This window comes from Pseudomonas sp. H11T01, from assembly GCF_048515765.1.
Taxonomy (GTDB): Bacteria; Pseudomonadota; Gammaproteobacteria; order Pseudomonadales; family Pseudomonadaceae; genus Aquipseudomonas.
The window spans coordinates 1-14,612 of the sequence record NZ_JBLYED010000009.1; the positions used below are offsets into that span (position 1 = coordinate 1).

Consider the following 14,612-nt stretch of genomic DNA (forward strand, 5'->3'; position numbering starts at 1 on the left):
GCCTCTGGCTAACACTTCCCCTTGCCGGGTGTGTAGAGGACTTTCACCTCCAAGTCACCAGCGTGGCCACCACAGCCAAACTGGTTGCGCTTACGCGCAACGCGCCATGCCTGGCGCACAAGCAAAAGAGCAGCCGAGGCTGCTCATTCTGTTAATGCGGCGTGTAGGAGCAGGGCTTGGTCCGGGCGGCGTTCCGACGATGGCGATCTCAAGGACGCCATCGCCGGCAAGCCGTGCTCCTACAGGCGATCTATTCAGCGCTTCTGGGTCAGGGCGCGGCGTTCGAATTCGACGATGCGTTGACGGTAATGCTCGATGGTCTGAGCGGTCAGTACGCTGCGCTGATCGTCCTTCAGTTCGCCATTGAGTTCCTGGGACAGTTTGCGAGCAGCGGCAACCATCACGTCGAAAGCCTGCTTCGGATGACGCGGGCCTGGCAAGCCGAGGAAAAAGCTCACGGCTGGGGTGCTGAAGTGGTCGATATCGTCCAGATCAAACACGCCCGGCTTGACCGCGTTCGCCATGGAGAACAGGACTTCGCCATTGCCGGCCATGCTTTCGTGCCGGTGGAAAATATCCATCTCACCAAAACGCAGGCCGCTTTCCAGAATGTTCTGCAACAGCGCCGGGCCTTTGAAGCCGCCGGCGTCACGGCAGATCACACTGATCACCAGGACTTCTTCCGCTTGTGGCTGCTCTTTGTTTGGAGCAGCGCTGGAAGAACGGGTTTCATCCGGGAAGTCATCGTCACGACTGCTGAAGCTCGGGCCGCCATCCAGGTCGAGGTTGAGGTTCAAGTCGCCCTGATGCGGTTCGCCGCCACGCTTGCCACGCTTGGAACCCGATTCACGGGGTTCACGGGCAGGCATGCTCACCGACGGCAAGTCATGCTCGTCCAGTTGCGGCTCTTTATGGTTGTCCAGCACACGCGGCGGGCCCAGCAGCTCTGCACTGGTGTCCTCCTCGGGCAGATTTGACAGGCTGCGGTCCAGGCGAAATTTCAGCTTGCCCTTGCCACCGCGCATGCGGCGCCAGCCGTCAAAAAGAATACCGGCAATAACAATAATGCCGATGACTATCAGCCACTCGCGCAGACCGATTTCCATGTAATCCCGTGCCTCTATAAAAAATGCTGATGAATAAAGGGTTTAGCAAGCTGCAAACCCCTTTAAAACGTGGCGCCAACTCTATGTTCTGACAGGCGTTTTGCCCACGCATACGAAAAATTGACATTAAACTAGCACGACCATTGATAACTTTACACCGTCTGTCGCAATGGCTTGAGCCAATATGTCGATTGGCCAGCAAGTCGCGAAAGATAAAACCTCCTACACCCTGTAGAAAATCATCTTACGCACAACGACTTAGGCGTCCACCATTGCCATCGCCTCCTCGACATCAACTGCCACAAGGCGTGAACAACCGGGCTCGTGCATCGTCACCCCCATCAACTGATCAGCCATTTCCATGGCGATCTTGTTGTGGGTGATATAGATGAACTGCACCGTCTGCGACATCTCTTTCACCAGTCGGGCGTAGCGTCCAACGTTAGCGTCATCCAGCGGAGCGTCAACTTCGTCGAGCATGCAGAATGGCGCCGGGTTCAACTTGAAGATGGCAAATACCAGTGCCAGCGCAGTCAGAGCTTTCTCACCACCGGAGAGCAAATGAATGGTGCTGTTCTTCTTTCCGGGCGGACGCGCCATGATCGTCACCCCTGTATCGAGTAGATCTTCGCCCGTCAGTTCCAAATAAGCGCTGCCACCACCGAAAACTTTTGGAAATAGTGCCTGTAAACCACCATTGATCTGATCAAAGGTATCTTTAAAGCGATTCCGGGTTTCTTTATCGATCTTGCGAATCACGTTTTCCAGCGTGTCGAGGGCTTCGACCAGGTCAGCGTCCTGAGCATCCAGATAACGTTTACGTTCGGACTGCTGCTGATATTCGTCGATGGCCGCGAGGTTGATCGCGCCCAGTCGCTGGATCCGCGCGGCAATACGCTCAAGCTCTTCTTCGGCGTCCTTTTCGTTGGCCTCGGCGGTGAGCGTAGCGAGGACGCCGTGCAGATCATAGCCGTCTTCCAGCAATTGATCCTCCAAGGTCTTGCGGCGCACGGTCAGGGCCTGCCATTCCATGCGTTGCTGTTCGAGCTGACCACGGATCAACTGCGACTGCTGCTCGGCCTGGCTGCGGCGCTTCTCGGCGTCGCGCAGTTCACGGTCGGCATCTTCCAAAGCGATTTGCGCACTCCTGAGCTCTTCATCGACGGTCATGCGCTTGTCGAGCAGCTCTTCGAGCTTCAGGCGCAATTCTTCCAGCGGTGCCTCGCCCTCCTCCAGATTGAGGCTGAGCTGTTCGCTTTTTTCGGTTAGCCGCTCGGACTGCAACTCGAGTCTTTCAAGCGCCTGACGCGTTGAGTCGTGCTGAGCCTTGAGCGAGCCCAGGCGCACTGCCAGTTGATGGGCGTGATCCTTATGCTGACGGGCTTCCTGGCGCACACGATCCAGGCGCTCGCGCAGACTGTCGCGCTGAGCCAGCAGCAGTTCACGCTGCTCGGTGTCGATTGCCATGCTGTCGAGGGCATCCTGCAATTGCAGGCGCGCCTCGCCAACCTGTTCGTGTTCGAGGGCGCGTTGCTCAGCCAGCTCGCCAAGCTCTTCATCCAGACGCGTACGACGCAGAGTCAGCTGCTCGACCTTGGCTTTGCCAGCAGAAAGCTGCGCTTTCAATTCGCCTTGTTGCCGTGCTTCATCTTGCAGGCGACGACGCAGTTGTTCGCGCGCGTCTTCCTGCTGAAGCTGTTGTTCGCGCAGGGTTTGCAGTTGCTCTTCAAGGGACGCCAGGGTCGCTTCGCGCTCGTCGCGCTCCAGCCCCAGACGTTGCAATTCCTGCCCTCGGGCCAGCACGCCGCTTTCTGCTTCACTGGCGCGACGCACCCGCAGAAAATGTCGACCGACCCAATAACCATCACGGCTGATCAAGCTTTCGCCGGCAGCCAATTGACCGCGCCGGGCCAAGGCTTGCTCAAGACTTTCCACCGGTTTGACCTGACCCAGCCAAGGCGACAAATCGATCTCGGCTTCGACTTTGTCGAGCAAGCTGCCCGGCACGCGAATGCCGTCGTTAGCGGGGCTGAGCAGGCGTAAGTCTCCCTGCTGGAAACCGGCCAGATCAAAACCGGCAAAGTCGTCGACCAGCACCGCTTGCAGATCGGCGCCGAGCACGGTTTCCACCGCCAGTTCCCAACCAGTTTCAACCCGCAGACCTTCTGCCAGACGCGGCCGCTCAGCCAGGCGCTGCTCGCGCAACCATTCGGCGGCCCCGGTGCCCGGGTCGAGCGCAGCTTGCTGCAAGGCTTCAAGCGACGCCAGTCGGCCATTGAGGCGCTGCAATTCACCCTGAGCCTGTTGCTGGCCCTGGTTGGCTTGCTGTAATTGGTGACGTAATTGCTCAAGACGTTCGACCAGCTGTTCTTCGCGGGCCTGCAACTCTTCCAGGGTCATCTCACTGGTAGCGAGTTGTTCGCTGAGCTCGAGGATCGCCGCATCTTCCGGATCAGCGGCAAGCAACGTGCGCTCTTCAGCCAGACGTCTTTGACGTTCGGCGAGGCGTTCCATGCTGGTTTCCAGTTGCTGGATCCGCGACTGCTGCACTTCGGCCTGACGACGCGGCTCGGCGGAGCGCAGGTTGAAACTGTCCCACTGCTCCTGCCAGCCATGCATAGTGGTTTCCGATTCTTCCAGCGCGGCGGCGGCTTCTTCCGCGGCGGCGCTGGTGACTTCCTGCTCGGGCTCGAGCGTGTGCAGCTCTTCGCCAAGGGTCGCCAGCAAGGTACGGTCGAGGCCCAGGTGGGATTCGGTTTCCAGCCGCGAACGCTCGGCTTCGCGCAAGTCGTCCTGCAACTGCCGCAAACGCTGCTGGCCGTGCTGGATGCTCTGCTCGACCCGGGCGATGTCGCCGCCGACCGAATAGAAGCGCCCCTGCACCAGGTTGAAGCGTTCGGAGAGGTCGTGATGGCCATCACGCAGCCGCTCAATGCTGGCGTCGGCATTACGCTGTTCGGCCACCAGCGCTTCGAAGCTGATTTCCTGGGTGCCGATGATCGATTCGCGCTGGCCGACTTGCTCGTTCAGTGCCTGCCAGCGCAACGCTGACAGCTGAGCCTTGAGCTGACGCTCTTCCCCTTTATATTCCTGATACTTTTCGGCGGCCTGAGCCTGACGGTGCAAACGCTCGAGCTGACGTTCCAGCTCGTCACGCAGGTCGGTCAGGCGGGCGAGGTTTTCGTGGGTACGGCGGATGCGGTTTTCGGTCTCGCGCCGGCGCTCCTTGTACTTGGAGATCCCCGCTGCTTCTTCGATGAAGTTGCGCAAGTCTTCGGGCTTGGCCTCGATCAGCTTGGAGATCATCCCCTGCTCGATGATCGAGTAACTGCGTGGGCCGAGGCCAGTGCCAAGGAAGATATCGGTGATGTCTCGACGGCGGCATTTGGTGCCGTTGAGGAAATAACTGTTCTGACTGTCGCGGGTCACTTTGCGGCGAATGGAGATTTCCGCATACGCCGCGTATTCCCCGACCAGCGTGCCGTCAGAGTTATCGAAGACCAGTTCGATGCTGGCCTGACTGACTGGTTTGCGGCTGGTGGAGCCGTTGAAGATGACGTCGGTCATCGACTCGCCGCGCAGGTTTTTTGCCGAGCTCTCACCCATCACCCAGCGCACAGCGTCGATAATGTTCGACTTGCCGCAACCGTTGGGACCGACCACCGCCGCCATGTTACTGGGGAAGTTCACCGTGGTCGGGTCGACGAAGGATTTGAACCCCGCCAGTTTGATGCACTTGAGCCGCACGCTTAGGCAACCGTCAACGCAGACAGCACCAGATCGCAACTGCGCTGGGCATAGGCCGAGAGCACGACACGAATCTGCGGTAGATCACGGGCCAGTACGGCGGCCAGCAGTTGTTCGAACAAATCCAGGAACTCGCTCATCGACGCCTTGCGTTGTTCCAGCGCGAGGAAATACGCACGGCTCATGGCTGGCTGCAGATTCTCGACGGTTTCCTGCAAGTACGGGTTGTTGGCGAAGGGATAGGCAGCACGCATCACATTGAAACTGTCGTCGACAAAGGTGCGGATGTCCTGACGCTCATAGCTGCCGACCAACCGCTGCTGGATTTGCAGGAATGGCGCCATATCAGTCTGTGTTTGCCAACCCTGAGCCACCGAATTGCCGAGCAGGATGTACAGCTCGCTCATCAGCGTGCACAGGCTCTGCACCTTGTGCGCGGTGAGTTCGGTCACGTGGGCGCCACGACGCGGAAGGATCGCGATCAGGTGGCGGCGTTCGAGGATCAGTAACGCTTCGCGCACCGAACCGCGGCTGACATTGAGGGCCAGCGTGACTTTCTGTTCCTGGATGCGCTCTCCGGGCTTGAGATCCCCGCGAATGATACGTTCGGCGAGGTGATGAGCGATTTGCTCGGCGAGGCTGTCCGGCGCCTTGAACGTCATGGTTTTCCTTCAAACTCTTCGATCGATACAAGCGGCGCAGTGTAACCCACTTGCTACGTAATGGCGCACGGCGCTGAATTGTAATGGCCAGGGCGCTGAATTTGGCACGAAATAAGCAAAAAGCACTGCATCCCGAGAGGGTCAATAATGATTAAAGGTGTCGTTAATCGGTAAAACGATATTTCCTGACCTTTAAGTCAGAAAATAATTGACCGACAAGTCAGACGCGACTAAATTCGGCTCATATCGGTTAACAACAATAATGAGTCTGCGAGGCCTTCCGTGATCCAGTTTTTACTTAACCAGGAACTCCGTAGCGAGCACGCCCTGGACCCGAACCTGACTGTGCTCAATTATCTGCGCGAGCATTTGGGCAAACCCGGCACTAAAGAAGGCTGCGCCAGCGGTGACTGTGGCGCCTGCACCGTGGTCGTCGGCGAATTGCAGACGGACGACGACGGTGGTGAACACATTCGCTATCGCAGCCTCAACTCGTGCCTGACGTTCGTTTCGTCGCTGCACGGCAAACAGCTGATCAGCGTCGAAGACCTCAAGCACCAGGGCCAATTGCACAGCGTGCAAAAAGCCATGGCCGAGTGCCACGGTTCGCAATGCGGTTTCTGCACGCCGGGCTTCGTCATGTCGCTGTTCGCCCTGCAAAAGAACAGTGACCAGCCGGACCCCCACAAAGCCCACGAAGCCCTGGCCGGCAACCTTTGCCGCTGCACCGGCTACCGCCCGATCCTCGCGGCTGCCGAGCAGGTCTGCTGCGGCAAACAGACGGACCAATTCGACTCGCGCGAAGCCCAGACCATTGCCCGCCTGAAAGCCATCGCGCCGACCGAAACCGGCGAACTCAACAGCGGCGACAAACGTTGCCTGGTGCCCTTGACCGTCGCAGATCTGGCCGACCTGTACGACGCTTACCCGCAAGCACGCTTGCTGGCCGGCGGTACCGATCTGGCACTGGAAGTGACGCAGTTCCACCGTGCCTTGCCGGTGATGATCTATGTCGGCAACGTCGCCGAAATGAAGCGCGTCGAACGCTTCGACGATCGCCTGGAAATCGGCGCCGCCACCTCGCTGTCCGATTGCTATGAAGCGCTTAAGGCCGAGTACCCTGACTTCGGCGAACTGCTGCAACGCTTCGCCTCGCTGCAGATCCGCAACCAGGGCACCTTGGGCGGCAACATCGGCAACGCCTCGCCCATCGGTGACTCGCCACCGTTGCTGATCGCTCTCGGCGCGCAGATCGTTTTGTGCAAAGGCGAAACCCGCCGCACCCTGGCGCTGGAAGACTATTTCATCGATTACCGGGTGACCGCGCGTCAGGAAAGCGAGTTCATCGAAAAGATCATCGTGCCCCGCGCCACCGCCGAACAGACGTTCCGCGCCTACAAGGTCTCCAAGCGCCTGGACGACGATATTTCAGCGGTCTGCGCGGCCTTCAATCTGCGCATCGAAAACGGTGTGATCGCTGACGCCCGCGTTGCTTTCGGCGGCATGGCTGCCACGCCAAAACGTGCGAAAAGCTGCGAAGCCGCCCTACTCGGCTCGCAGTGGAACTCGGCGACTGTCGAACGCGCCTGCGCCGCTTTGGGCGAAGACTTCACACCGCTTTCGGATTTCCGCGCCAGCAAGGAATACCGCCTGCTCAGTGCGCAAAATCTGTTGCGCAAATACTTCATCGAACTGCAAACACCGCACATCGAGACTCGGGTGACCGCTTATGTCTAATCATCATGCCGTCGAAAAAACTCAGGCTGAACTTGCCGAGTTGTTTGCCAAAGACCTGACCACCGGCGTAGGCCGCAGCGTCAAGCACGACAGCGCTGACAAGCACGTGTCCGGTGAAGCGCAGTACATCGACGACCGCCTGGAATTCCCTAATCAGTTGCACCTGTACGCGCGGCTGTCTGACCGTGCCCACGCGAAAATCATCAGCATCGACACTGCGCCGTGCTACGCCTTCGAAGGCGTGCGTATCGTCATCACCCACAAGGATGTGCCGGGTCTGAAAGACATCGGTCCGCTGCTGCCCGGCGACCCGTTGCTGGCCATCGATGACGTGCAGTTCGTCGGTCAAGTGGTGCTCGCAGTAGCGGCCAAAGATCTGGAAACCGCGCGCACAGCGGCCATGGCCGCGATCATCGAGTATGAAGATCTGGAGCCAGTGCTTGACGTGGTCGAAGCGCTGCGCAAACGCCATTTTGTGCTCGACAGCCATACCCATCAGCGGGGCGATTCGGCGACCGCGCTCTCTACCGCAGAGCATCGCATCCAGGGCACGCTGCACATCGGCGGTCAGGAACACTTCTATCTGGAAACCCAAATCTCGTCGGTGATGCCGACCGAAGACGGTGGGATGATCGTTTACTGCTCGACCCAAAACCCCACCGAAGTACAGAAGCTGGTGGCGGAAGTGCTCGACGTTTCCATGAACAAAATCGTCGTCGACATGCGCCGCATGGGCGGTGGTTTTGGTGGCAAGGAAACCCAGGCCGCGAGCCCGGCGTGTCTCTGCGCGGTGGTTGCGCACCTGACCGGCCAGCCGACCAAAATGCGTCTGCCGCGGGTCGAAGACATGCTGATGACCGGCAAGCGTCACCCGTTCTACATCGAGTACGACGTCGGCTTTGACAGCACCGGCCGACTGCACGGTATTCAGCTGGAACTGGCCGGTAACTGCGGTTGCTCGCCGGACCTGTCAGCATCGATCGTCGACCGTGCAATGTTCCACGCGGATAACTCCTACTACCTGGGTGACGCGACCATCAACGGTCACCGCTGCAAAACCAACACCGCGTCGAATACTGCCTATCGCGGCTTCGGTGGTCCGCAAGGCATGGTCGCCATCGAAGAAGTGATGGACGCCATCGCTCGCCATCTGGCCCTCGATCCGCTGGCGGTGCGCAAGGCCAACTACTATGGCAAGACCGAGCGCAACGTCACCCATTACTACCAGACCGTCGAGCACAACATGCTCGAGGAAATGACCGCCGAGCTCGAGGAAAGCAGCCAGTACGCCGAGCGGCGTGAAGCGATCCGTCGCTACAACGCCAACAGCCCTATCCTGAAAAAAGGCCTGGCGCTGACGCCAGTGAAATTCGGTATTTCCTTCACCGCCAGCTTCCTCAACCAGGCAGGCGCCTTGATCCATATCTACACCGACGGCAGTATCCACTTGAACCACGGTGGCACGGAGATGGGTCAAGGTTTGAACATCAAAGTCGCGCAGGTTGTGGCCGAGGTGTTCCAGGTCGAAATTGATCGGGTGCAGATCACCGCAACCAACACCGACAAGGTTCCGAACACCTCGCCGACCGCCGCCTCGAGCGGTGCCGACCTGAACGGTAAGGCCGCGCAAAATGCCGCCGAAATCATCAAGCAGCGCTTGGTGGAATTCGCTGCGCGGCAGTACAAGGTCAGCGAGGAAGACGTTGAATTCCATAACGGCCATGTGCGGGTGCGCGATCACATCCTGACCTTTGAATCGCTGATCCAGCAGGCGTATTTCGCTCAGGTTTCGCTGTCCAGCACCGGCTTCTACAAGACCCCGAAAATCTTTTACGACCGCAGCCAGGCCCGTGGTCGGCCGTTCTACTATTTCGCCTTCGGTGCGGCCTGCGCCGAAGTGATCGTCGATACCTTGACCGGCGAATACAAAATGCTGCGTACCGATATCTTGCATGACGTCGGCGCCTCGCTGAACCCGGCGATCGACATCGGTCAGGTTGAGGGCGGCTTCATTCAGGGCATGGGGTGGTTGACCATGGAAGAACTGGTGTGGAACGCCAAGGGCAAGCTGATGACCAACGGCCCGGCCAGCTACAAGATCCCGACGGTCGCGGACATGCCGTTGGATCTGCGGGTGAAACTGGTGGAAAACCGCAAAAACCCGGAAGACACGGTGTTCCATTCCAAGGCCGTCGGCGAGCCACCGTTCATGCTCGGCATCGCCGCTTGGTGCGCGATCAAGGATGCGGTGGCCAGCCTGGGCGATTACCGTCATCAGCCAAAAATCGACGCCCCGGCAACGCCGGAGCGCGTGTTGTGGGGCTGTGAGCAGATGCGCCAGTTGAAGGCGACAAAAGCCGTGGAAGCCGAAGTCGAGCTGGCTTCGCTCTAGACCGAGGTGCTGCCATCGCGAGCAAGCCCGCTCCCACACTAGATCTGCTTGAAGCACAAAGGGTGTGCACACCAAAGATTCAATGTGGGAGCGGGCTTGCTCCGGGCGGCGTTCCGACGATGGCGGACTGGAAGACAACAGAGTTGTAGAGGTGACACATGTACAACTGGATCAGCGCACTCGCCGACCTGCAAACCCAGGGCGAACCCTGCGTGTTGGTGACCATCATCGAAGAGCTCGGCTCGACGCCGCGCAATGCCGGTTCGAAGATGGTCGTCAGTGCCACACAGAGCTTCGACACCATCGGCGGCGGGCATCTGGAATACAAGGCAATGCAGCTCGCTCGGGAGATGCTCGCCAGCGGCCAACAGGACACTCATCTGGAGCGCTTCACCCTGGGCGCCAGCCTCGGCCAGTGCTGCGGAGGTGTGACCGTGTTGCTGTTCGAACCGATGGGCCAAGTCCAGGCTCAGATCGCGGTATTCGGCGCTGGCCATGTCGGTCGGGCGTTGGTACCACTACTGGCCAGCCTGCCCTGCCGGGTGCGCTGGATCGACTCCCGGGAGCAGGAATTTCCCGAGCAGATCCCCCAGGGCGTCCGCAAGATCGTCAGCGAAGAGCCGGTGGATGAAGTCGATGACCTGCCCGCCGGCAGTTACTGCATCGTCATGACCCATAATCATCAGCTCGATCTGGAATTGACCGCCGCGATCCTCAAGCGCAACGACTTCGCCTACTTCGGCCTGATCGGTTCGAAGACCAAACGGGTCAAGTTCGAACATCGCCTGCGTGACCGCGGTTTCGACAGCGCGCTGCTGCAACGCATGCGCTGCCCGATGGGCATCGGTGAAGTCAAAGGCAAGCTGCCTGTGGAAATCGCCATCTCCATCGCCGGCGAAATCATCGCCACCTATAACGCGAATTTCGGCCAGCGCACCGCGAACGCCGAACCCATTGCCAAGTTGCTGCCAGCCTCACGCCGCAGCCAAGCCACGAACTGAGAAACCTCATGCCTTCAACTCGCAAAGCCTACCGCGCCGCCATTCTGCACAGCATCGACGACCCCGCCATCGTGGGGATCGAAGCTTCTTATGAGTATTTCGAAGACGGTTTGCTGGTCGTCGATAACGGCCAGATCAGCGCCGTCGGTCATGCCAGCGAACTGCTCGCTAGTCTGCCGGCCGATATCAACGTCATCCATTATCAGGATGCGCTGATCACTCCCGGCTTCATCGACACCCACATCCACTTGCCGCAGACCGGCATGGTCGGTGCCTACGGCGAACAGCTGCTGGATTGGCTCAACACCTACACGTTCCCTTGCGAAAGCCAGTTCGCCGACAAAGCCCACGCCGAAGAGGTCGCGGGCATTTTCATCAAGGAACTGCTGCGCAACGGCACCACCACTGCGCTGGTGTTCGGCAGCGTACACCCGCAATCAGTGACGTCTTTCTTTGAAGCCGCCGAACAGCTGGACCTGCGGATGATCGCCGGAAAAGTAATGATGGACCGCAATGCGCCGGACTACCTGACCGACACCGCCGAATCCAGCTACCTCGAAAGCAAAGCGCTGATCGAACGCTGGCACGGCAAGGGTCGTCTGCACTATGCAGTGACCCCGCGCTTCGCGCCGACCAGCACCCCGGAACAACTGACCTTGGCCGGACAATTACTCAGCGAATACCCCGACTTGTACATGCAGACGCACATCAGCGAAAACCTGCAGGAAGTCGAATGGGTCAAGGAGTTGTTCCCGGAGCGCAAAGGCTATCTGGACGTCTACGACCACTACAAACTATTGGGCGAACGCTCGGTATTCGCCCACGGCGTGCATCTGTGCGACGACGAATGCGCGCGTCTGGCCGAAACCGGTTCGGCAATCGCCTTCTGCCCAACCTCGAACTTCTTCCTCGGCAGCGGCCTGTTCAACCTGCCGATGGCCGAGAAGCACAACTTGAATGTCGGGCTGGGGACGGATGTCGGCGGCGGCACCAGTTTCTCGCTGCTGCAAACCCTGAACGAAGCGTACAAAGTCATGCAAATGCAGGGGGCTCGTCTGAGCCCGTTCAAATCACTGTACCTGGCCACCCTCGGCGGCGCCCGGGCCCTGCGCCTGGAAGACAAGATCGGCACCCTGCAACCGGGCACCGACGCGGACTTCCTGGTGCTCGACTACAACGCCACACCGCTGCTCAGCTATCGCCTGAAACAGGCTAATAACATCGCCGAAACGTTATTTGTATTGATGACCCTAGGGGATGACCGGACGGTGTTGCAGACCTATGCGGCGGGGAATCTGGTGCATCAGCGCTAAAGGCTGGAAACAAAAAATCCCCCGCAGCCATGAGTAGAGGCTGCGGGGGATTTTTGTGTTGTTTGTCAGATCGCAATCGCGAGCAAGCCCGCTCCCACATTAGATCTTCAGCGAACACTTATTTTGTGTACGACTACGATCCAATGTGGGAGCGGGCTTGCTCGCGATGGGCTCGACTCGGTCACCGCGAAAGATTCAAATCTTCGCCGCTGAACGCCCCGGCTTCTTGGTCTGCAACAGGTGCGAGAACACCGCGTGCAAATCGTCCGAGGCGCTTTCTTCATCGAGGTTGAGTTTGCTGTCGATGTGATCCATGTGATGCATCATCAGGTTCACCGCCAGATCAGCGTCACGCGCCTCGATGGCGTCGATCAACTGAGTGTGTTCATCATAGGAACAGTGTGAGCGGTTGCCGCTTTCGTACTGGGCGATGATCAATGAAGTCTGGGAAACCAGGCTGCGCTGGAAGCTGATCAGCGGCGCATTCTTCGCCGCTTCAGCCAGCTTCAAGTGGAACTCGCCCGACAACCGGATGCCCGCCCCACGATCGCCGCGGGAGAAGCTGTCGCGCTCGTCGTTGACCATCTGCCGCAGCTCCGCAAGCTGTTCGGCCGTCGCATGCTGCACCGCCAACTCGGTAATCGCCCGCTCAACCAGACGCCGTGCCAGGAACACCTGACGGGCTTCCTCGACGCTCGGACTGGCGACCACGGCACCACGATTGGGTCGCAGCAACACGACACCTTCATGGGCCAGGCGCGACAAGGCGCGACGGATGATGGTGCGACTGACCCCGAAAATTTCCCCCAGCGCTTCTTCGCTCAACTTGGTGCCGGGCGCCAGACGCTGCTCGAGGATGGCCTCGAAGATATGCGCGTAGACAATATCGTCCTGGGTTCCGCTGCGGCCGGCTTTGCCTGCTCGCGGTTGTTTCTTGAGGGGCTGCAACTGTTCGTTCATGGGCGCTCGAGTGAGGAAAACTGCGACGAATTAACCGTGACTGTAGTACGACACAGGATGTCGCGGGCAAGTATCGCGTAAAAAACATGGCACATTGTACACAACCGGTTGTGCTAACACGACTGTACGGCAGTTTACGCCCGCGGCTGTACCGCAATGATCGGTTACGTTTGAGTTTAGGCTTGAACATAGAATCTGTGGTGAATGCGGACCCGCGTAGGGGTTGGTGTTCACCATAGACATCTTTACCAAAACAAGGAACACCGCTCCATGACCGACGCCACGCAAGCGCAGTTACGCCCATTGGCCGACACGTCGCCATCAGCCATCGTTGCCGGTTTCATCGCGATGATGACTGGCTACACCAGCTCTCTGGTGCTGATGTTTCAGGCCGGCCAAGCGGCCGGGCTGACCACCGGGCAAATCTCGTCGTGGATCTGGGCAATCTCGATCGGTATGGCGGTGTGCAGCATCGGTCTGTCCCTGCGTTATCGCACGCCCATCACCATTGCCTGGTCGACCCCGGGCGCGGCGCTGTTGATCACAAGCCTGGGCGGCGTGACCTACGGCGAAGCCATCGGTGCCTATATAACCTGCGCGGTGCTGGTGACCATTTGTGGGCTGACCGGCAGTTTCGAACGCTTGGTCAAACGTATTCCCGCCTCGCTGGCAGCGGCATTGCTGGCCGGAATTCTGTTCAAGATCGGCAGCGAAATTTTCGTCGCCGCGCAACACCGCACCGCATTGGTGCTGGGCATGTTCTTCACTTACCTGATCATCAAGCGCCTGTCGCCCCGCTATGCAGTACTGGCGGCATTGCTGATCGGTACCGCGCTCTCCGGCCTGATGGGGCTGCTGGACTTCAGCGGTTTCAGCCTTGAGGTCGCAACGCCGATCTGGACCACCCCGCACTTCTCTCTGGCTGCGACCATCAGCATCGGCATTCCGCTGTTTGTAGTGGCGATGACCTCGCAGAACATGCCCGGCATCGCCGTGCTGCGTGCCGACGGCTATAACGTACCGGCGTCGCCATTGATCACTACTACCGGTATCGCCTCGCTGCTACTGGCACCGTTTGGCTCCCACGGCATCAACCTTGCCGCGATCAGCGCCGCCATCTGCACCGGGCCGCATGCCCATGAAGATCGCAACAAGCGTTACACCGCTGCGGTCTGGTGCGGGATTTTCTACGGGATTGCGGGAGTCTTTGGCGCAACGCTGGCCGCGCTGTTCGCCGCGCTGCCGAAAGAACTGGTGCTGTCGATTGCCGCACTGGCCCTGTTCGGCTCAATCATCAATGGCCTGAGCATCGCCATGTACGAAGTGAAAGAACGCGAAGCCGCGCTGATCACCTTCATGGTGACCGCATCGGGGCTGACGCTGTTTTCGATCGGTTCGGCGTTCTGGGGGATTGTTGCGGGGGTGTTGACGTTGGTGATCCTGAACTGGCGCAAGGCTTGAGCTTTTCTAAACCCTGAAAACCAATCGCGAGCAAGCCCGCTCCCACATTAGCCCGATGTGATCGCTCCATTGCGGGCTGACACGGATCTAATAATGTGGGAGCGGGCTTGCTCGCGATGGCGGCCTGACAGTCGACACAAATCCATCACCCACACAAATTCCCGGGAAACAGACCCGAGGCATAAACAAATAGAAGGGGGAAAATCGAAAAGTTACTACAGAGCAGCAACGAA

General features: G+C 59.2%; 9 protein-coding genes. 5 read left to right on the top strand and 4 right to left on the bottom strand.

From position 1 onward, the window contains the following. Positions 1-254 precede the first annotated feature (254 nt). From zipA to ACN1C3_RS13640, 3 genes are all read right to left on the bottom strand, one after another. Positions 255-1,106, bottom strand: coding sequence for a cell division protein ZipA (gene zipA, locus ACN1C3_RS13630; RefSeq protein ID WP_419116343.1), 852 nt, complete (start codon positions 1,104-1,106; stop codon positions 255-257). A gap of 258 nt (positions 1,107-1,364) precedes the next feature. Next, the gene (gene smc, locus ACN1C3_RS13635; protein WP_419116344.1) at positions 1,365-4,853 is read right to left on the bottom strand and encodes a chromosome segregation protein SMC; all 3,489 of its coding nucleotides are present in this window, start codon (positions 4,851-4,853) and stop codon (positions 1,365-1,367) included. 2 nt (positions 4,854-4,855) lie between these two features. Further along, positions 4,856-5,515, bottom strand: coding sequence for a GntR family transcriptional regulator (locus ACN1C3_RS13640; RefSeq protein WP_419116345.1), 660 nt, complete (start codon positions 5,513-5,515; stop codon positions 4,856-4,858). 282 nt (positions 5,516-5,797) lie between these two features. Between ACN1C3_RS13640 and xdhA the strand changes: the two genes are divergently transcribed. From xdhA to guaD, 4 genes are all read left to right on the top strand, one after another. Next, positions 5,798-7,252: a xanthine dehydrogenase small subunit gene (xdhA, locus tag ACN1C3_RS13645; RefSeq protein WP_419116346.1), complete on the top strand. Its 1,455-nt coding sequence runs from the start codon at positions 5,798-5,800 to the stop codon at positions 7,250-7,252. Beyond that, positions 7,245-9,644, top strand: a complete 2,400-nt coding sequence (xdhB, locus tag ACN1C3_RS13650; protein WP_419116347.1) for a xanthine dehydrogenase molybdopterin binding subunit — start codon at positions 7,245-7,247, stop codon at positions 9,642-9,644. The genes xdhA and xdhB overlap by 8 nt, the downstream gene beginning before the upstream one ends. Before the next feature lie 158 nt (positions 9,645-9,802). Beyond that, on the top strand, positions 9,803-10,645 hold the full coding sequence (gene xdhC / locus ACN1C3_RS13655; protein ID WP_419116348.1) for a xanthine dehydrogenase accessory protein XdhC: 843 nt from the start codon (positions 9,803-9,805) through the stop codon (positions 10,643-10,645). Positions 10,646-10,653: 8 nt separating this feature from the next. Continuing rightward, on the top strand, positions 10,654-11,958 hold the full coding sequence (gene guaD, locus ACN1C3_RS13660) for a guanine deaminase (RefSeq protein WP_419116349.1): 1,305 nt from the start codon (positions 10,654-10,656) through the stop codon (positions 11,956-11,958). Positions 11,959-12,153: 195 nt separating this feature from the next. Here guaD and ACN1C3_RS13665 read toward each other — a convergent pair whose 3' ends face one another. Further along, entirely contained in the window at positions 12,154-12,918 is a 765-nt protein-coding gene (locus ACN1C3_RS13665) for a GntR family transcriptional regulator (RefSeq protein WP_419116350.1), read from the bottom strand. 270 nt (positions 12,919-13,188) lie between these two features. Between ACN1C3_RS13665 and ACN1C3_RS13670 the strand changes: the two genes are divergently transcribed. Beyond that, positions 13,189-14,379 (top strand): benzoate/H(+) symporter BenE family transporter, encoded by a 1,191-nt coding sequence (locus ACN1C3_RS13670; protein WP_419116351.1) that lies wholly within the window; start codon positions 13,189-13,191, stop codon positions 14,377-14,379. Positions 14,380-14,612 lie beyond the last annotated feature (233 nt).